The sequence below is a fragment of the Ruegeria discodermiae genome (assembly GCF_030758345.1).
In the GTDB taxonomy this organism is placed as follows: domain Bacteria; phylum Pseudomonadota; class Alphaproteobacteria; order Rhodobacterales; family Rhodobacteraceae; genus Ruegeria_C.
Map to the genome: position 1 here is coordinate 334400 of NZ_JAVAMO010000002.1, position 19122 is coordinate 353521.

The following is a 19122-nucleotide window of genomic DNA, read 5'->3' on the forward strand; positions in this document are numbered from 1 at the left end:
CACAAATTCTGGAGGAAAGAAATGAAACTTCTGTTGAACATGATCACAATTGCGATGGTGACGGCGGCGGCACCGGCCCTTGCCGAAAGCTGGGTGCTAGATAATGACGCGTCCAGCCTGGCCTACGGGTCGATCAAGAAAAACGCAGTTGGTGAGGTCAATGTGTTTGAGGCCCTGTCCGGCACGGTCTCCGAAGATGGCGTCGCGCGCATCGATATCGATCTTGCATCGGTGGAAACCAATATCGACATTCGCAACGAACGGATGATCGAGCATGTGTTTCGGAATGCGGGCACGGCGACGCTTGAAGCGCAGTTCGACATGGACGAGATCTCCGGGCTGGCAGTGGGCGACAGCGCGATCATCGACAGCGAGGCGGTGCTGTCTCTGGTCGGTGCCGAGATCGAGTTCGATGCTGAGATGTTTGTGGCGCGCCTGTCCGAGACGCGGGTGCTGGTTTCAACCAACGGCATGGTGTTTCTGAGTGTCGAAGAGGCCGGGATCAACGATGGCATCGACAAGTTGATGGAGCTTGCCTCGCTGCCCAGCATCACCCGCACCGTGCCGGTCACCGCGCGCTTCATGTTTGACAGCGATGGCAAACAGGCGTCGGTGACACAAGCCGGGCAGGTCGAAGCCGTCGCGTTTCAGGGCGATGTGAAAGCGGGCAAGAAAGTGTTTCGGAAATGCAAGGCCTGTCACCAGCTCAAAGAAGGTCGCAATGGCGCCGGTCCGTCGCTGCATTCTGTTCTGGGGGCACCGGCTGGCCAAGTTGCAGGGTTCAACTACTCTGACGCGATGGCGCAATCGGGTATTGTCTGGACAGATGAAACCATGGCCGCGTTCCTGGCAGCACCCAAATCGGTTGTACCCGGAACAACAATGCAGTTCCCCGGCCTCAAGAAAGAAAGCGACGTGGTCAATCTGCTGGCCTATCTCGCGTCAGAAACGCTATAATCTGAGAACACTGCGCGGGTCTGCCGGATGCATGACGGCAGACCGGTCATGCGCAATAGGCCTCGGCCTGCGCGCACTGTTCAACTGCGTCGCTGCAGGCGCAGATGGCTTCGCGGCACACGTTTGAAATGAAATCCTGAACCAGACGAATGCGCGCGAAGCTGCGGATATCGGGATGGGTCAGGACCCATAGATCGGCCGTGCTTTTCAGCAAGCCGGGAAGCACCTCAACCAGATCGTCATGGGACCGGCCAAGATATTTTGGGAACGGGGCGAGGCCCAGACCGCTCTTCACCGCTTCGAGCTGTGCAAAGATATTGTCGGTAGTGAGCGCCACGTTGCAGCGGTGGGCCATCTCGGCAAATTCGACCGATTGCTGGGTCTTCTGCAACGCGCCGGTGGCGGCGATGACGTTATGGCCCTCCAGATCGGCGGTGCTTTCAAATGGCGCGAGCTCGGCCAGATACAGGCGTGAGGCATAGAGCCCGAACCGGATGTCGCCCAGTTTTCGCGCGATCAGCCGCTCCTGCTCCGGCGGGCCGATCCGAACCGCGATATCGGCCTCGCGGTTGAGCAGGTTTACCCGCCTAGTCGAAAGCGTGAGACGAACCCGGACTTTGGGATGCTGATTGTGCAAGTCGCGCAGGCGGGGTGCCAGCACTGTCTGCCCGAGCCCGCTGGGTGCGGTCACTGTGACCGTGCCATGCGACAGGTCGTCATCCTTCATCACGGCCTCGCCCGCTGCCAGAACCTCGCGTTCGATGTGTTCCGCACGGGCGAGAATGGAGGCGCCGTTTGGCGTCAGTTCAACGCCTGAAACGCTACGATCGAACAAAGTGGCGGACAGCTCAGCTTCGAGTTTGCGCAGTTTGCGGCCCACAGTAGCGGGACTTTCCCCAAGAACGGTCGAGGCGGTCGCAATGCTTCCAGAGCGCGCCGCCGCGAGGAAGAAGCGATAGAGATCCCAGTTCTGTTTTGTCGCTATGTCAGAGCTCACATCCAGGCCCGCCATGCCCACTGCGTTGTCCCCATAAATTTGAGGGCCAACCATGCAAAATTGCTAACGCCAAGCCCGATGAAACGCGACTCAAATTTAGTTGTGCCGGTGTGAACAAAGAAAAGTTTTCATTATTTACAATAAGGTAACATGTATCTCGTCATTTCTTCAACATGAAGCACAGCCATTCATTTTTGAAGCGTTGTTCGGTTTCGCTCCGATCACAGGTTCAGTTTCGGTTGGTGCCTATCCAGCCCGTGAGTGAAATCTGGAGATGAAATCATGACTATTCAAAACGGCAATATGCAGCCCATCATCGGCACGGATGTTGCAGACAACTTGCCCGGAACCGCCGGGGATGACGATATTCAGGGCCTGGGCGGTAACGACACCCTCACAGGGAGCTTGGGTGACGATACGCTTGATGGTGGAGCCGATATCGATACGGCGGTCTACTCCGATATCGACGTTCCGGTCGAGGCCGATCTGGCCGCGGGCACCGCGAGCCGCGAAACGGGATTCTCGGTTATCGTGACCGATCAGCCGCTGGCATCGCTTACCACCGATCAGAGCCCCTCGGACCTCGTCGACGAAGCGGTGGCGGGCAATCTGTATTACAACATTCACACCAACGATTTTCCTGGTGGCGAGATCCGCGGTCAGTTGTTGCTGCAAAGTGATGAAACGACAAACGGTATTCGAACCGTCACCCTGACCGCCGCTCTTGATGCCGCGCAGGAGCCGGAGAATGCCAGCGACTCGCTGGCCACGGGCGAGGGCACCGTGGTGATCGTGATCGATGGCGCGAATGTAGCCTACAGCTCCGATCTTTCCGTATCGGGCCTGGCAACCTCCGACCTGCTACCGGTCGCAGGCGTCAGTGCGATCCATCTGCACAACGCCCCGGCTGGCATAAATGGTCCGGTCATCACCGATATCGTTCAGGATGCGGGTGGCGACATCAACGGGCTGAACCCTGCCGAAGAGGATGGCAATGTTTTTGCCGAAGTGATCGAGACCGACAGCCTGATCAGCATCGAAAACCTCGACGGATCGAATGATGGGGATGTTCTGGCCGGTGACGGCAATGCGAATGTGCTGAACGGGCTTGATGGTGATGATGTGCTGAGTGGCCTGGGCGGCGCGGATGTGCTCAATGGTGGGGCCGGAGACGACACTCTGTCCGGTGGCGGTGGCGTTGACGTCATCGACGGCGGCGAGGGTTTTGACACCAATGATTTCGCCAATATCAACCTGGGCGCGCAGGACCCGACGATTGCAGGCGTGACCGTAGTGGTGAATGCCGATGGCACCGGCACGGCGTCTTACAATGGCGGCGGCGGTAACGGCCCGCTGATCGAAGAAGAGTTCGCGGGCATCGAGAATGTGACCGGATCTTCGAACAACGATGATATTCGCGCGCTCGGTGCGGCTCCGAACACCATTGATGGCGGCGACGGGGATGACTTCATTGCCGGTGGCGGTGGCACGGATGTGCTGAGCGGCGGTGAAGGTGTCGATACCAACAGCTTCATCAATATCGGGGCCGAGGTGGTTGCCGATCTGGGATCGGGCAGCGCCTCTTATGCGCCGAATGAAAACGTCACTGTGTTCGAGAATTTCAACGGGTTTGAAAATCTGGATGGCTCGGCGAACGATGACCAGCTCTTTGGCGATGGTGGTGCCAATACGCTGACCGGCAACGAAGGCAACGACCTGCTCGTGGGGCGTGGTGGCGCGGATGTGCTAGAAGGCGGCGCAGGCAATGATGTGCTGCGTGGCGGTGGCGGTTCGGATGTCACTGATGGCGGCGAAGGTATCGACACTGCCGATTTCCAGGATATCGGCACGGCGGTGACCGCCGACCTGTCATCGGGAACGGCAACCTATCAAGGTCCCAATGGCGAGGTCACCGATACCTTGATCAGCATCGAGAACCTGACCGGGTCGTCCAATGACGACAACCTGACCGGCGACGCGGGCGAAAACCTGTTGGCCGGTGGTGCGGGCGACGACACCATTGATGGTGGCGCAGGTGACGACGTGATCCGGGGCGATGCAATCGGCGACGGCGAAGCCATCACCGTGACCGTCACCAACACCCTGGGCGAAGGCGGCACTTTCCTGACCCCGGTCTGGTTTGGGTTCCACGATGGCGAGAATTTCGACCTCTGGACCGATGGCGAGGCCGCCAGCGGCGGTTTGGAACGGATTGCCGAAGATGGCAGCGTCGAAGGTATCGCGGCAGAGTTCAACCAGGAGGTTGGCGATGGCGGCGTGGATGCCACGATCATCGGCGGGGCCGGTGCCCCCGGCCCGATTGATCCAGGCGAAAGCGCCAGTTTCACGTTGAACGTCGATCCCGACGCGGTTGGCCAGGGCTATTTCACCTGGGCGACCATGGTGATCCCGTCAAATGATGCCTTCCTGGCCTCTCCCGACGATGCCTTGCAGGATTTTATCTTTGATGCGGATGGCAATTTTGCCGGGCCACTGGTCATCGAACGCTTCGGCAGCGACGTTCTGGATGCGGGCACCGAGGTCAACACCGAAGAGGGCGCAGCCTTCCTCAACCAGACCGCGCGCGATCAGGGCACAGAGGAAAACGGCGTTGTCCGCCAGCATGAGGGGTTCAATGGCTCCGAAGGCAACCCGGATGGGACCCCGGTCAACATTCTGGGCGGCACCACCGCTGCAGGGACCATTGTTGATCCAATCGAGGGCGACTTCACCCGCAACGGCGGCGATGAGCAGCTGCTGCGCATTGTGGTCGATCTGGCCGAAGGCGGCGACGACGATCTGTTCGGCGGCGCAGGCAACGATGTTGTCGATGGCGGTCGTGGTGACGACCTGCTCGATGGTGGTATCGGCGATGACACGCTGATCGGGGGCACTGGCCGCGATACGTTCCAACTGCGCCGCAATGGCGGATCGGACATCGTGGCTGATTTCGGTGCCGGTGCCGAGGGTGGCGATTTCCTGGATGTGTCGGATTTCGGTGTGACCAGCATCGAAGATCTGGACATCGTGCAGGACGGCCCCAATACGGTGATCACCCTGTCCGAAGACACTCAGGTCACGCTTGAGAATGTCGCACCCAATGAGTTGGTTGCCGAAAACTTCGTCTTTGCGGAAGAAGAAGTGGTCGAAATTGCCCCCACCAATGGCGATGACGATCTGGTCGGCTCGCCCGACGCGGATGAGATCAACGCCGGGAACGGCGATGACCTGATTGAGGCCGGAGGCGGTAATGACACTGTCGACGGAGGCAATGGCGATGACGATATCTTTGGCGAAGGCGGCGGTGACGCGCTGTCGGGCGGCAACGGGGATGACAACCTCGAAGGCGGCCAGGGCAACGATAATCTTATCGGTGGCAATGGCAACGATCTGCTGGCCGGCGGTGCCGGGGCGGACAACCTCGATGGTGGCCGCGGCGATGATATCCTCGAAGGCGGCACTGGCAACGACACCCTAGAAGGTGGCCGAGGCGATGACGTGCTGGATGGCGGCGCGGGCAACGATCTGATCTGCGGTGGATTGGGCGATGATCTATTGATCGGCGGTGCCGGAGATGATCGCCTGGAAGGTAATCGCGGCTCGGATACCTTCCTGTTCGAAGGCAATAGCGGCGACGATGTCATCACCGATTTCGAGGCCTTCGCCAATGGAGACCTGCTGGATCTGAGCTCGGCAGATCTCGATTTCGAGACCTTCGCGGACGGTTCGGATGCGTTTACTCAGAACGGTGCCGATCTGGTGATCGATCTGGGCGACGACAACTCGATCACTCTGCTGGGTGTTCAGGCCGCTGATCTGAGCGAAGACAACGTGCTGTTCTAAGCGCGGTTACGGCGGCGGTCTGTAAATAGGCCGCCGCCGGTTTTTTCCTGTTTTGATGGAGGCATCGATGCGATCCCAGACCGCACACACATCGGATCTGAACCGGGTGCTCAAGGCTGTATTGCCGGGCCTGTTTGTCACTGGCGGGTTCAGCCTGCTGATCAACCTGCTGATGCTGACCGGCCCGCTCTTCATGATCCTTGTCTATGACCGCGCGCTGCCCAGCCAGAGCGTGCCGACCCTGATTGGTCTGTCTGTGATGATGATCGGGCTCTATTCGGTTTTTGGCCTGCTGTCTCTGGTCCGGTCGCGGCTGTTGGTCCGGCTGGGCAACCGCGTCGCGAACCGTTTGCAGGAACGGGTGTTCACCGCCCAGCTTTTGCAGACAGCACGGGATGGCGGCACTGGCGGGCATGACGCCACGCGCGATCTGAATGTGATGCGCGAGTTCATGGGAGGGCCAACCCCAGCCGTTCTGTTTGATGCGCCCTGGACCCCGATTTATCTGGCCTGTGCCTATGTCCTGCATCCCTATCTGGGTTATGCCGGTCTGGCTGGCGTGATCTTTCTGGTGCTGGTCGGGCTGCTGAACAACAGCCTGACCCAGCGCCGGGCGCGCGAGGTGAACACCGATCAGGCGCGCGCAAACCGGGTCATGTCCGATATCGCGCGCAACAGCGAGGTGATCACCGCAATGAAGATGGGCGGCGACCTCTATTCCCGCTGGAGCCTGCTGCAGAACCGTGCGCAGAGCGGGCAGAGCCGGACCAGCGATTTGGCCTCGACGCTGTCGACGCTGTCGCGCACCGTGCGGATGCTGTTGCAATCCACCGTGCTGGGTCTTGGGGCCTATCTGGCGATTGGCGGCGATCTCAGCGCCGGGTCGATCATCGCCGCCTCGGTGATCGTTGGCCGGGCGCTGGCTCCGGCCGAGCAGGCCATATCCGGCTGGCGTCATTGCGTGGCGGCGGTTGCTGCCGGCAAGCGCATCAACAGCTTGTTGATCGACAACCCGGTGCGCGGCACCAGCATCAAGCTGCCGCAGCCCAAAGGAGATATCGAGCTCAAGAACGTCTACGCCGCCGCTCCCGGACAGAGCCAGCCGATGCTCAAGAATGTGAGCCTGTCGCTCAGCGCGGGTGAGGTTCTGGCGGTGATCGGACCCAGCGGTTCGGGCAAGTCGACGCTGGCAGGGGTGGTGGTGGGGGCCTGGGTCGCCATGCGCGGCCATGTCCGCATCGACCGCGCCGATATCGCCTATTGGAACGCACTGCAACTGCGTGAAACCGTTGGCTATCTGCCCCAGACCGTGGAGCTTTTTGACGGAACCGTGCGCGAAAACATCGCTCGATTCCAAGGCGATGCAAGAGATGAAGACATCATCGCCGCCGCGATTGGCGCAAACGCCCATGATCTGATCCTGGGATTGCCCAAATCTTATGACACAGCACTTGGTGAAGGCGGCAGCGCCCTCTCTGGTGGAGAAAGGCAACGGATCGGACTTGCGCGCGCGCTGTTTGGTGATCCGTCTGTGGTGGTTTTGGACGAGCCCAACTCCAACCTCGATGCGGCAGGCATGACCGCGTTGAACATGACCATAGAGAGGCTGAAATCACGAGGCAAAACTGTCGTCCTGATCGCGCATCGGCAAGGCGCGCTGGCGCTCGCGGACAAGGTGCTGGTGCTGGACAAGGGACAGGTGACCGCCTTCGGCCCGCGTGCGGAAATCCTCAACACCTATTCACAGAACCAGACCCGTAAGGCTGCTGGAACCAGAATGAAGGAATCCTCCCATGTCTGATGCGAAAAACACCTTGGACCCCGTGCCAGCCGAAGGCATCGGCGGCTGGACCTTCACAGGCCTCGGTTTGGGTGTCGGTTTGCTGGCCGGGCTGGTCGTCTGGAGCCTGAACACCCGCATTGACGGCGCGGTTGTAGCGCCTGGTATGGTCGGGCTGGAGACTGATCGGCAGGTCGTACAGCACCTTGAAGGCGGGATTGTCGCAAACATCCTCGTGCGTGAGGATCAGGCGGTGACACGCGGCCAGGTGCTGCTTGAGCTGGATACGACCCAGGATCAGGCAGAACTGAACGCCACTGCGAGCCAGATCGCCAATCTGACGGTTCGACGCGCGCGGCTCACGGCAGAACTGGACGGTTCGGAGTTTTCGCCCGCCGATCTGGGCCTTACAACTACCGAAACCACCCGCGCCATTATCGCCGCGGAATGGCGACTCTTTCGCAATCGCAGCGAGTCCCGGCAGGCCGAGGCCGCTTTGCTGGAAACCCGCAGGCAGGCCTTGGCGGCCCAGATCGACGGGTTGCGCAGTCAGAGCCATTCACTGACGGCTGACATGGCGCTGACCGAAGAGGAACTGACCTCTGTAATCTCGCTGCATGACAAGGGGCTGGTGCCGGTCACGCGCCTGCTGGAGGTGCGCCGCAGCAAGCTCGATATCGAGGCGGGCCTGTCCGGCAACGCAGCACAGATCAAGAGCCTGCAGGCTCAGATTGCAGAGGTGGACAGCCAGTTGCGGAGCGCGCGCGCCACCACCGCCGAGGAAATCGCGATCAATCTGGCCGAGACCGACCAGCAATTGCGCGAGCTACGCGAAAGGCGTGCCAGCCTTTGGGACCGTGTGCAGCGCAGCCGGGTAACGGCGCCGGGCGAGGGTCGCATCCTCAACCTAGCGGTTCACACGCGAGGCGGGGTGATTGCACCGGGCCAACCGATCATGGAAATCGTGCCGGTGCAGGAAGACACCATCCTGACGGCCAACATCCCCGTGACCGAGATCGACCGGGTGATGCCGGGCCAGGACGCCACAGTGCGTTTCACCGCCTTCAATTTGGGCCAGACCCCTGAATTGCAGGGGCAGGTGCGATCGGTTTCCGCTGACACGCTCACGGATCCGACGACCGGAACCCCTTATTACAGCGCAGAGATTATGCTGAGCGAGGCCGAACGTGCCCGGCTCGGCGGGCAGGAGCTTGTGCCGGGCATGCCTGCGAATGTGCATATTACGACGGGTGAACGGCTGGTCGCATCTTATCTGTCGCGCCCTCTGGTTGATGCCTTCGCTGAGACGTTTCGCGATGAGTAGGATCGCCTTCAAACCATTGGTAACGGCCATTAGATTCATCGGCACCCGTCATCTGTTGTAGGATCTGGGATTGTTCTGGCAGGTGTCGAGCTACGGTTCGACAGAAGTAGGGGGCGGCCCTGTCCAGATTTCGATCGGTTCGGCTCGACCGCGCAGAGTATGTTGGCCGGCGGGGCGCAAACCCATCTTCTCTGCATGCTCGCGCGTTTCCGGGTTTGACTGTAGCAGCGCGCTGGACAGAGCAATGGCTGCGCTTTGGGATTTGGCGAAATCCTGAAGGCGACTGGCGGTATTCACCACGTCGCCACTAACGGCGAGTTGTTTGTGGCGCTTGCCTCCGATGATACTGGTCTTGACCGGGCCTGCCTGTCCCCCAACCCTCAAGCCGAGGCCGGGCCAGTCTGAACATGCGCCAACCACCGCATAGAGCGCCTCAATGAAGCGCAGCGCGCGAATTGCGTCGTCCGGATTGGGTTCTGGCAGGCCAAAGACGACCATGGCACCATCTCCGGCAAAATGTGCGATGATCCCGCGCTGCGGTTCCAGGGATTGTTCGACTAGCCCATGAAACAGACGCAAGAAGTCAGCAGTGCCCTCGGGGCCGAGCCTCTCGGAGTGCTTCGTGAAGTTTGCAACGTCGACAAACAACACGACTGCAGGCCGTGCGGAGGCTTCGAAACGTGGATCGACCGCATCTGCCAGCCGCTCAACGAGCAGCGGCGACTGATAGAGCGCGAGATTCGCCGCGCGCCGACGATGTTGCACAAGGCGCAACCCGGCCCCGACCCCTGCGCCAAGCAGCAACGAAAAGAGCGCCGTGACCCCGTCCAGCCACCACCCTGCGCCGAACGCAGTTTGCACCACAATGGCCAATGCGATGAACACTCCTGCGGTCGCAAGCGCCCCGAGCAAGGGCCGGTCCAGCCTCGCCGCGAAGAACCCAAGCGTGGCCGCGATCAGCGCCAATGCGATGTCCCATGACCACGTCAACGCATCGCGACGCAGAAAACGCTGTTCGATCACGTTTGCAGCCAGGGTCGCATGCAACTCAACTCCGGGAAAAGTGGCATCATAGGAGGTCGCATGCCGGTCTCCAAACCCGGTTGCGGTCGCTCCGACAAATATTATCTTGCCGCGCAGGTCGGCATCCGCGAGCTCTGCGAAGGAATAGGTCGGAATCGTACCGGCCTGCCCATAAAAGTTCAGGGGGATGGCCCCCTGCCCGTCCAGTGCGATCTGGGTTTCCCCGACTGAAAGACGCCCGCCGGTTTGCGATGACCTCACCTGCAAGTCCAGTTCTGCATCTGACGCCTTCAAGGCCGCCAGGGCGAGCGAAGGATACCATTTATTCCCGTCTTGGGTCGCCAGATACTGCGCTGCGCCAAGTCGGCGAGCTGCCCCGTCGGAATCGTGGCTCAGGTTTACGTGACCGATTGCCGCCATGTCGCTCAGGGTCTCAACTGGCCCCAGTGCGGGTAGCGGGTAGTCGATTTCGGGGGCAATGACGACTGAAAAGCCGCCACTCTCGAGGTCTTGCAGCTCGGCATCGGCAGGAGCCTCCGCCACCCCAAGAACCGCGTTGATCTCGGCCAATGCCCCGGCAAGATCACGATCACCCGCACGCGGACCAATCAGCAGAAAATCCAACGCAATTGCTGCAGCGCCAGCTTCGGTGGCAACAGACACCGCCTCTGCCAATGCCGATCGAGGTGGCGGAAAGGTTTCAAGCTGCGACATCGCGGCGTCGTCAAACGCAATGATTGCGATACCCGCCGGGGGCACCATAGGGCCTCGCCAAAGGAACCTTGCGTCAAGCAGCCGACCTTCGACACCCTGCCAAAATGGGCTTCGGTCCCCGGGATGCCAGATCGCGATCAACAGGCTCAACAGCAGTACGATCGCCCCGGTGATGCGCCATTCGCGTCGAAACCCGTCCGGTGCTACCATTCCGCCCCGAGAAGCACGTCGAACTCTTCAATGCGCGCTTGTCCCCAACGCGCGACAGAACCCATCTCGCCAGAGGGGGACACATCGACACCCTCCCCCGGTCCAAGTTGTGCATCGGCGTCATCTACTGCAACAAACACCGTGCCTTCTCGTGTGAAAATGGCGCTCGCGTCGCTCTCGACTTGCATCGCCCATTCGGTGGAACGGACAGCGGCGACGGCAGAAGGTGTTCTGACCTGGACGCCGTTTCCGTCTTCCGAGGAAAAAAGGAACCCGGCGATGCCATCGATCAGGCGCAGTCCAAAGGGGCGTGTATCACCCTCCAGCAGGCCAAGCACGTCGATCTCGCTCTCGGGGCCCACGACGATCTCAAGACCACCAGAGCAGGCCATTGTGACCCGCGCCTCCGCTTCCGTGCGCAGCTTCGCATTCAACCCCAAACCCAAACCGATGACTGCGGGTTGGGCATCTACGCCTCGAGCAGAAACAACCGCCTGACCTTCCACGCGTGTCACAACACAGGTTCCTTGTGTCTGAGCAACGACAGGGCAGGCCAAGCCGATCCAGAAACAGGCAAGAAGGGCAGCAAGCAAGTTTTTGTGAATCATTGCGGCCTCGCAGAAGAAGGTACGCCCAAGAGTGAAGAGTATGATAGGAGAGGTCAACCAATGGCACCCTCATGTTTCTGGTGCATCGGTGAGAGGTTGCGCAGGGTGAATACCGTTCAGCACAGATAATGCGGTAGGCTTCGGTTTCGAGCACACGCATGTTGACCCGCGCCTGTTGGCCATTCCACGCGATATCCCCAAAGAGCACATACCCAACCCGGAGCGCTTCTCAAATCCCCGTCGACAAAGCCTCGATCGAGGTCCTGACTTTCGACAATATGTAGAGGGGCTCCAGGGGAATGGACGCCCCCGCTCTTTGATCTGACAGATCTTGAGGGTGAAAGTCGTCCGAACCATTCAGTTGGCATTTTTGGCCGTGGCTGCCTGCTGTGGTATGATTTCGGAGCGAGCCAAAGGATTTGGACATGTTCGAAGATTTGAACCCCATAATTATCTTCCGTATGTCCGAACGATTGTTGCTGACCGGAATCGTCATTGTTGTCGCCTTGGTGATACTTGTCGGGTTCTGGAAAACCGTACAGAAAGTGACGATCAAGGATGGCGGCCCATTGGGCATTGCAGGCTCAATGGCCTTGTCGACACCGGTATTCGCACTTGCAACGATCATCTTGTACGCATGGGTCAGCCTCTCTCACCCGATTTCCTATACCGCCGCTTCACCCATGTCGGGGCTTGCGGCCGGTAAGGTCGCAGGCGTTCCAGAAAACCTGTCTGGTCAATTTGTCGGGTCGGTCAGCACACAGACCAGCGCGGTGGGCGCGACCGAAGTCAGCAGCTACGCGCGCCAGCGCATCCGCCACCAGATTTGGACGCTGAATTGCATCGCAGACACAACCACCGTACGGGCACCGGCCCAAAGTGATCTGACGGCAATCAAACTCCGCCTCATGCAAGAGGTGTGGCACAGTGACTGGGGCAACAGGGTTCAATTTGAAAACTGGGCACGCAACCCTTCTGAAGGTGTCACCCCTCCCGCACAGGCACTTGAGTTCTTCAACGGGAGACATACGGGGTGTTGAAATCAGCCGTTGCCCTTTGTTTCTTTTTCGCCTCGGTCGCCACTGCCGAGGTTGTTTATAGCCCAGCAGATTTGCAGCGTGTACGTGACCGGGCGATCCCGACAATCCAGAACGTTATGCGGCAGGATATCGTGCCCCGATTGCCCGATCAGTTTCTTGATCGCGCCAGAAACGTTCAGCTGATTTTTCCCGAACGCGGTCCGGGCCCCATGTCATTTTACGCAGCGCCGAACAGGCAGGAAATCTATATCCCTTTGACGTCGCTGCGATTTTTTGACGATATCTCGACCCTTCACGCATGGTTTGAATCCCGCAATTGCCCGCAGGAATATATCCAGACTTACCTGGCCGCACTCCTTCGGGCTGGTGAGGACCTACCCGCGCCCCTCATTGCGTTTGGTCTGGATCGTGAAAAACTGTTTGCCGACAACTACACATATGACCTCAGCGGCAAAATCTACTCGTCAGGTGTGCAGTTCATTCTGGCACACGAGCTTGGGCACGTATTGCTTGAACACCAACCTGGAACGGGCGGTGCCGAGAGCCGCCGTCAGGAAGCCGAAGCGGATGAGTTTGCGCTGAACCACTTCGCGAGACTGGGCGGCAATCCGATGGGCATTTTCTGGTACTATCAGGCCGCCTGGTGGCACGATCCGGCAAGCGAAAAAGGTCGACGTGAGAACACCCATCCCATTTCGGCCGCCCGCATCCGGGCGATGGCCAATCGATTGATTGAGAACCCGCGCGATTTTGCTCATGGAGAGGCTGATCCCGAGCGTGAAGCCAGTCTTGTCCGGCAACTGGGAATGATGACCGCCGCTTTTGCCGACCTGATTGATGACGACAGTTTTCTGACCTGGATTGCGCCGGCGATGTTCAACGACTTTCCGCTGTCTGACCTGAAACAAGCCTGCCCAACCTAAGTCTTGCAGCCCCAACAAGTCTCCTTGCGCCTTGAATACGGTGCAACGGGTACATGGGAGTCTGCGGGGCCGATATCGGCCGCCGCATGATGGAGCTTTGCGAGTGCGCGTTCCAAATGTGGAGGACGCACTTAGTTATTGGCTGCCGGTTGGCAGCTATGTCGATGGGCGAGAGATATCCGAGCAGCACGATCACCCGGTACCCTATCAAGCGCGGACCTGAACACGTGCGTATTGGTGTGGGCGCAAATCGCCCAACCGTACGAGACGCACTCTCCAGGGCAGCTCGCAGCGCCCTTTATGTCAATGTGTCAGAACCTGTTCGAGGAAGTTCCTTGTCCGCTCACTCTTCGGACTATCAAAGAAACTTTCAGGATCATCTTCTTCGATGATCTCACCGGCATCCATGAAAATGATGCGATCAGCAACTTTCCGGGCAAACCCCATTTCGTGTGTGACGCAAATCATCGTCATGCCTTCGTCAGCCAGACGAACCATGACGTCCAGAACTTCGCCAATCATTTCGGGATCCAGGGCCGAAGTTGGCTCATCGAACAGCAAAATGTCGGGTTTCATGCACAGCGCACGGGCGATGGCGACCCGCTGCTGCTGGCCACCAGACAACTGACCCGGATATTTCGGAGCCTGATTGGCGATCTGGACCTTTTCCAGATACATCATCGCTGTGTCTTCCGCTTCTGATTGCGAGATCTTGCGCGCCAGCATCGGGGCAAGGGTGCAATTCTCCAAAATCGTCATATGCGGGAACAGGTTGAAGTGCTGAAACACCATGCCGACATCCTGCCGCAGCTTGTCGATATTGGGGTCTTCGGCGCTGATCGCGTGACCGTTGATCTCGATCAAACCGGACTGGTGTTCTTCAAGCTGGTTGATCGTGCGGATCATCGTCGACTTGCCAGACCCCGAGGGTCCGCAGACAACGATTTTCTCACCCTTGCTTACGGTCAGATTAACGTTTTTGAGGGCGTGGAACGTCCCGTAGTACTTTTCCACCTTGCTTAGTCTGACGGCCGGTGTCTCGGACATGGGCGATCTCCCGTTCAGGTTTTTATGGCTGCTGTTACGATGATCTCGACTTTCAATACATCCCGGGCCAGCCGGGCTTCGCCGCAGGCGCGGGCGGGCGCATGGCCCTCGGGCACCCAGGCATCCCAGACGGCGTTCATTTCGGCAAAATCCGCCATGTCGCGCAGCCAGACGATGGCCTGCAGGATATGTTCGCGATCCGAGCCCGCCTCCGCCAGCAATGCATCAACGCGGGACAGGCAGTCCCGGGTTTGCTCGGCGACCGTATCCCCCGCTCCGACCTGACCGCACAGATAGGCCACGCCATTGTGCTTGACGATTTTCGACATCCGCGTGCCGGTATGAATGCGTTCGATCATGACAGTAGCCCCCTGCCCTTCAAAGCGTCGGCAATCTCTTCCAGAATGGCGGGATCGTCGATTGCGGCCGGCATCTTGAACTCGGCGCGGTCCGCAATCTTCTGCATCGTGCCGCGCAACACCTTGCCAGAGCGTGTCTTGGGAAGACGCTTGACCGGGATCGCCGTTTTGAACGCGGCAACCGCACCAATCTGTTCCCGCATCAGCAAGACCAGTTCTCTTTCCAGCTCGCTCGCATCACGGTCCGCGCCGTCATTGGTCACATAGAAGCCAAGCGGCATCTGACCTTTCAGCGCATCGGCGGCACCAACCACCGCACATTCGGCAATGTCCGGGTGCGCCCCGATCACCTCTTCCATCGCGCCGGTCGACAGACGGTGGCCTGCAACGTTGATGATGTCATCCGTGCGGGCCATGATGAAGACATAACCGTCTTCATCAATGATCCCCGCATCCGAGGTGGCGTAGTAACCGGGGAACTCTTCCATATACGAGGATAGGAACCGTTCCGGCGCGCGCCAAAGTGTCGGAAAGCCCGATGGCGGAAGCGGCAGCTTGCAGACGATATTGCCCAGCGTGCCGGGCGCAACCGCATGGCCTTCATCGTCCAGAACCTGAATGTCATAACCCGGCATCGGCTTGCCGGGTGAGCCGTATTTGACCGGGAACTGCCCCAGACCCACCGGGTTGCCGGACATGGCCCAGCCTGTTTCCGTCTGCCACCAGTGGTCGATCACTGGGCGATGCAGTTTCTCTTCGGCCCACTGGATCGTCGCCGGGTCCGAGCGCTCACCAGCCAGAAACAGCGTGCGGAATTTGGACAGGTCGTACTGGCCGATCAACTGGCCCTTCGGGTCCTCTTTCTTGATCGCGCGTAAGGCCGTTGGCGCGGTGAACAGCGCCGCAACCTCGTGATCCTGAATGACCCGCCAAAAGGCCCCTGCGTCTGGCGTGCCCACCGGCTTGCCTTCATAAACAACCGTGGCGCATCCGTGCAGCAGCGGACCGTAGCAGATATAGGAATGTCCAACGACCCAGCCAACGTCTGAGGCGGCCCAGAACACCTCGCCGGGGTTGATCCCATAGTGGTGTTCCATCGTCCATTTCAGGGCCACCATATGGCCGCCATTGTCGCGCACCACGCCTTTTGGCTGGCCGGTCGTACCCGACGTATAAAGGATATAAAGCGGATCGGTCGCTTCAAGCGGCACACATTCCGTCATTACCCCGGCATCTTTCGCAGCACCGACCAGTGCGGCATAGTCCAGATCGCGGCCCGGGGTCAGATGCGCCAGTTCCATCTCGCGCTGCAGGATCAGGCAATGCTCGGGCTTGGTGGTTGCCTCTTCAATCGCCGCATCCAGCAGCGGTTTGTAGTGCACGATCCGCCCCGGCTCGATCCCGCAGGAGGCCGAGATGATCATCTTGGGTTCCGCATCATTGATCCGCGTGGCCAGTTCATGGGGCGCAAAACCGCCGAAGACCACCGAATGGATTGCCCCAAGGCGGGCACAGGCCAACATCGCAAACACCGCCTGCGGCACCATCGGCATGTAGATGACAACGCGGTCGTCCTTGCCCACGCCATGATCACGCATGACCGAGGCCAGCGCGCCGACCTCAGCCTGCAATTCGGCAAAGGTAAAGGTCTGAACCGTGTTGGTTACCGGGCTGTCATAGACCAGCGCCTTGCGCGCGCCGTGACCTGCCTCCACATGGCGGTCGACGCAGTTCCAGCAGGTGTTGCAGGTGGCCCCGGCAAACCAGCGCCCATAGACGCCCGTGTCGGGGTCAAAGACCTTTTGGGCAGGCGTGAACCAGTCGATCTGCTCGGCGGCCCTGCCCCAGAACGCCTCCGGATTGGCCTGCCAGCTTGCATAAGCGTCTGCGTAGCTCATGACATCACATAGTTGAGGCCGAGACGGCCACCATCGACGTAAATTGTCTCACCGGTGACATAGCTGGCCTTCTTCGAGCACAGAAACGCCACGACGTCCCCAATTTCGCGCGCTGTACCGGGACGACCCAGCGGGGTGCGCGACATGGCCATTTTAAGAGCCTCGGGATTGGCATTCACGCCCGCCATCATTTCGGTATCGATTGAACCGGGACCCACCGCATTGACGCGGATGTTCTTCGGGGCCAGCGCCAGTGCAGCAACCTTGGTCAACTGCATGATGCCACCCTTGGAGGCGCAATAGGCCGGGATCGCGGGGATCGCGACCTGCGCGTTGATCGACGACATGTTCACAATCGCGCCTTCGATCCCGTTAGCCACCATTGTCGCGGCAACCCGCTGAGTGGCCACAAAAACGCCGCGCAGGTTGATGTCCATCACCCGATCAAATGTGGCCAGGTCATATTCCAGGAAATCACCGGGCATCGCGACGCCCGCATTGTTCACCAGCGCCGAAACCGGGCCATGTTCGGCTTCGATAGTGTCGAACATGGCGCTGATGGCGTCGGCATCCCCCATGTCGCACACCATGCCAACGCCACCCATAGCGGCGGCGGCGCCTTTAACGCTGTCCTGAATATCGACCAGAATGACCTTGTAGCCATCCTCTTTCAGCGCCTCGGCGCAGGCCAGTCCGATACCCTGTGCGGCACCGGTTACAACTGCAATCGGAGTGTCAGCCATCTGCGTTTATCCTTCGAATCCATAATCTTGCTTTGCCTGTTCGGCGGTGATGAACCCAGAGGCCACATCACCGGCCACCGCGTCACGATCCCTCTGTTCCGGCGCGCCGTAACCGCCGCCGCCGGGCAGGCTGAGTTTCAGCCGCTGGCCATTCTTGACCAGTTGCCTACCCTTAGAGCGAAGCTTGGTGCCATCCGCCAGTTCTACCGCGCCCGCAGCACCAGCCAGCCCGCCATTGCGTCCGCGGGCCGGATTTTTCACCCGGTCGAACATGGCGTTAAAGTAGAAATCATATCCCGCGCGCGGTTCGATCTCGATGGTCTGGCCGAGACCGCCGCGCAGGGCACCGGCCCCGCCCGAGCCTTCGCGCAGGTCCTTGCGCCAGACGGTGATCGGGCCTACATGTTCGGTCGCTTCAACACTCATGGTCGACACGCCCGAGGGGAAGGCCGTGGCGCTCAGCCCGTCAAAGGTTGGGCGCGCACCGGTGCCGCCAGAGTTGAACATTAGTATCTCGTGGTTCGGCAAACCGCTGTCTGGATCCGAGGCACGTGTGGAGATCTGAATGTTCCACAACGCGCTTGCGCCCTCCGCCGGAACCGTGTCTGGCAACGCTTTGTGCAGCGCACCCAGCACCACATCGGGCACCAGATGCCCCACGACATGGCGCACCGAGACCGGTGCAGGGCGTCTCGCGGCCAGAATACAGCCCTCGGGTGCGGTGATCCGAAACGGCTCCAGTGACCCCGTGTTGTTGGGTACTTCAGGCGCAATCGCGCATTTCAGCGCGTAGCAGGCATAGGCGCGGGTATAGACCTCGGGGCAGTTCACACCGAACCGGCTCATACCCGATGTGCCCGCGAAATCCGCCAGCAGTTGATCGCCATCGACGCTGAGGGTCACTTCCATTTGGATCGGCGCGTCATAGCCATCGACCTGCATCGTCTCGTGATAAGTGCCCGAGGGCACTTTGGCGATGGCCTCCAGCGTCGCCTTGCGGCTGGTCTCGATCACGAAATCCGACAGGGATTGCAGATCGTCGATATCGAACTCATCCATCATCGCCTGCAGGCGGCGATCGCCCGCCTCGTTACAAGCGGCCAGCGAGTACATATCGCCCACGGTCTGGTCCGGGGTGCGCACATTGGCGCGGATCATCTCGATCAGCAGGGGCTGCACCTGACCGCGTTCGGCGAACTTGGTGATCGGGATCAGCAGACCCTCTTCGAACACTTCGTTACCGTCTGGACCAAAGCCGCGCCCGCCGATGTCGACCACATGCGCGGTGCAGGCGAAATAGCCGATATGCGACCCCTTGCGGAACACAGGGGTCACCACGGTGATGTCATGCAGGTGGCCGGTGCCCAGCCACGGATCGTTGGTGATGAAGACATCACCCTCAAACGTGTTCTGAGGCCCGATTTGGGTGGCAAAATGCGTGACGCTTTCTGCCATTGCGTTGACGTGGCCCGGTGTGCCGGTCACCGCCTGCGCGATCATCCGCCCCTCACGGTCGAACAGACCCGCCGACAGGTCGCCTGCCTCACGGACTGAGGTGGAAAAGGCTGTGCGGATCAGCGTTGTGGCCTGTTCTTCTACAACCGCTATCAGGCGGTTCCACATGATCTGGTGATCGATGTCTGACGCGCCCATGGT

General features: G+C 60.0%; 14 protein-coding genes. 6 read left to right on the plus strand and 8 right to left on the minus strand.

Translation table 11 applies throughout. The features are described 5' to 3' along the window. The first annotated feature begins 21 nt into the window (after positions 1-21). Positions 22-957, plus strand: coding sequence for a c-type cytochrome (locus Q5Y75_RS08560; protein ID WP_306196272.1), 936 nt, complete (start codon positions 22-24; stop codon positions 955-957). A 46-nt stretch (positions 958-1003) separates the two neighbouring features. Here Q5Y75_RS08560 and Q5Y75_RS08565 read toward each other — a convergent pair whose 3' ends face one another. Next, positions 1004-2008: a LysR family transcriptional regulator gene (locus tag Q5Y75_RS08565; protein ID WP_306196274.1), complete on the minus strand. Its 1005-nt coding sequence runs from the start codon at positions 2006-2008 to the stop codon at positions 1004-1006. A gap of 228 nt (positions 2009-2236) precedes the next feature. On the opposite strand from Q5Y75_RS08565, the gene Q5Y75_RS08570 reads away from it, so the two are divergent. The 3 genes from Q5Y75_RS08570 (at position 2237) to Q5Y75_RS08580 (ending at position 8901) form a co-directional block, all read left to right on the plus strand. Then, positions 2237-5797: a spondin domain-containing protein gene (locus Q5Y75_RS08570; RefSeq protein WP_306196276.1), complete on the plus strand. Its 3561-nt coding sequence runs from the start codon at positions 2237-2239 to the stop codon at positions 5795-5797. 67 nt (positions 5798-5864) lie between these two features. Next, positions 5865-7598: a type I secretion system permease/ATPase gene (locus tag Q5Y75_RS08575; RefSeq protein ID WP_306196278.1), complete on the plus strand. Its 1734-nt coding sequence runs from the start codon at positions 5865-5867 to the stop codon at positions 7596-7598. Beyond that, positions 7591-8901, plus strand: coding sequence for an HlyD family type I secretion periplasmic adaptor subunit (locus Q5Y75_RS08580; protein ID WP_306196280.1), 1311 nt, complete (start codon positions 7591-7593; stop codon positions 8899-8901). The genes Q5Y75_RS08575 and Q5Y75_RS08580 overlap by 8 nt, the downstream gene beginning before the upstream one ends. Positions 8902-8991: 90 nt before the next feature. On the opposite strand, the gene Q5Y75_RS08585 is transcribed toward Q5Y75_RS08580, so the two are convergent. Further along, the gene (locus Q5Y75_RS08585) at positions 8992-10848 is read right to left on the minus strand and encodes a CHASE2 domain-containing protein (RefSeq protein WP_306196283.1); all 1857 of its coding nucleotides are present in this window, start codon (positions 10846-10848) and stop codon (positions 8992-8994) included. Next, positions 10842-11363 (minus strand): FecR domain-containing protein, encoded by a 522-nt coding sequence (locus tag Q5Y75_RS08590; protein ID WP_306196285.1) that lies wholly within the window; start codon positions 11361-11363, stop codon positions 10842-10844. Before Q5Y75_RS08590 ends, Q5Y75_RS08585 begins: the two co-directional genes overlap by 7 nt. 518 nt (positions 11364-11881) lie before the next feature. On the opposite strand from Q5Y75_RS08590, the gene Q5Y75_RS08595 reads away from it, so the two are divergent. Both Q5Y75_RS08595 and Q5Y75_RS08600 read left to right on the plus strand, forming a co-directional pair. Further along, positions 11882-12496 carry a hypothetical protein gene (locus tag Q5Y75_RS08595; RefSeq protein WP_306196287.1) on the plus strand — a complete coding sequence of 205 codons (615 nt, stop codon included), beginning with the start codon at positions 11882-11884 and terminating at the stop codon, positions 12494-12496. Further along, the gene (locus tag Q5Y75_RS08600) at positions 12490-13419 is read left to right on the plus strand and encodes a phage exclusion protein Lit family protein (RefSeq protein ID WP_306196289.1); all 930 of its coding nucleotides are present in this window, start codon (positions 12490-12492) and stop codon (positions 13417-13419) included. The genes Q5Y75_RS08595 and Q5Y75_RS08600 overlap by 7 nt, the downstream gene beginning before the upstream one ends. Positions 13420-13722: 303 nt before the next feature. On the opposite strand, the gene Q5Y75_RS08605 is transcribed toward Q5Y75_RS08600, so the two are convergent. From Q5Y75_RS08605 to Q5Y75_RS08625, 5 genes are read right to left on the minus strand one after another with little or no spacing between them, the layout of a single operon-like run. After that, positions 13723-14466 (minus strand): amino acid ABC transporter ATP-binding protein, encoded by a 744-nt coding sequence (locus Q5Y75_RS08605; protein WP_306196291.1) that lies wholly within the window; start codon positions 14464-14466, stop codon positions 13723-13725. 14 nt (positions 14467-14480) lie between these two features. After that, a complete protein-coding gene (locus tag Q5Y75_RS08610) occupies positions 14481-14825 on the minus strand; it encodes a RidA family protein (protein ID WP_306196293.1) in 345 nt (114 codons plus the stop codon). Beyond that, positions 14822-16723 carry a propionyl-CoA synthetase gene (locus tag Q5Y75_RS08615; RefSeq protein WP_306196295.1) on the minus strand — a complete coding sequence of 634 codons (1902 nt, stop codon included), beginning with the start codon at positions 16721-16723 and terminating at the stop codon, positions 14822-14824. The genes Q5Y75_RS08610 and Q5Y75_RS08615 overlap by 4 nt, the downstream gene beginning before the upstream one ends. Then, positions 16720-17466 carry an SDR family NAD(P)-dependent oxidoreductase gene (locus Q5Y75_RS08620; protein ID WP_306196297.1) on the minus strand — a complete coding sequence of 249 codons (747 nt, stop codon included), beginning with the start codon at positions 17464-17466 and terminating at the stop codon, positions 16720-16722. Before Q5Y75_RS08620 ends, Q5Y75_RS08615 begins: the two co-directional genes overlap by 4 nt. Before the next feature lie 6 nt (positions 17467-17472). Continuing rightward, positions 17473-19119 (minus strand): hydantoinase B/oxoprolinase family protein, encoded by a 1647-nt coding sequence (locus Q5Y75_RS08625; RefSeq protein WP_306196299.1) that lies wholly within the window; start codon positions 19117-19119, stop codon positions 17473-17475. Between the last annotated feature and the right edge of the window lie 3 nt (positions 19120-19122).

Excerpts from the sequence above, each read along its gene's own strand:
- Q5Y75_RS08560 (WP_306196272.1), top strand. The coding sequence starts at position 22 with ATGAAACTTCTGTTGAACATGATCACAATTGCGATGGTGACGGCGGCG.
- Q5Y75_RS08620 (WP_306196297.1), bottom strand. The coding sequence starts at position 17,466 with ATGGCTGACACTCCGATTGCAGTTGTAACCGGTGCCGCACAGGGTATC.
- Q5Y75_RS08580 (WP_306196280.1), top strand. The coding sequence starts at position 7,591 with ATGTCTGATGCGAAAAACACCTTGGACCCCGTGCCAGCCGAAGGCATC.
- Q5Y75_RS08605 (WP_306196291.1), bottom strand. The coding sequence starts at position 14,466 with ATGTCCGAGACACCGGCCGTCAGACTAAGCAAGGTGGAAAAGTACTAC.
- Q5Y75_RS08585 (WP_306196283.1), bottom strand. The coding sequence starts at position 10,848 with ATGGTAGCACCGGACGGGTTTCGACGCGAATGGCGCATCACCGGGGCG.
- Q5Y75_RS08615 (WP_306196295.1), bottom strand. The coding sequence starts at position 16,723 with ATGAGCTACGCAGACGCTTATGCAAGCTGGCAGGCCAATCCGGAGGCG.
- Q5Y75_RS08595 (WP_306196287.1), top strand. The coding sequence starts at position 11,882 with ATGTTCGAAGATTTGAACCCCATAATTATCTTCCGTATGTCCGAACGA.
- Q5Y75_RS08565 (WP_306196274.1), bottom strand. The coding sequence starts at position 2,008 with ATGGTTGGCCCTCAAATTTATGGGGACAACGCAGTGGGCATGGCGGGC.
- Q5Y75_RS08625 (WP_306196299.1), bottom strand. The coding sequence starts at position 19,119 with ATGGGCGCGTCAGACATCGATCACCAGATCATGTGGAACCGCCTGATA.
- Q5Y75_RS08575 (WP_306196278.1), top strand. The coding sequence starts at position 5,865 with ATGCGATCCCAGACCGCACACACATCGGATCTGAACCGGGTGCTCAAG.
- Q5Y75_RS08570 (WP_306196276.1), top strand. The coding sequence starts at position 2,237 with ATGACTATTCAAAACGGCAATATGCAGCCCATCATCGGCACGGATGTT.
- Q5Y75_RS08610 (WP_306196293.1), bottom strand. The coding sequence starts at position 14,825 with ATGATCGAACGCATTCATACCGGCACGCGGATGTCGAAAATCGTCAAG.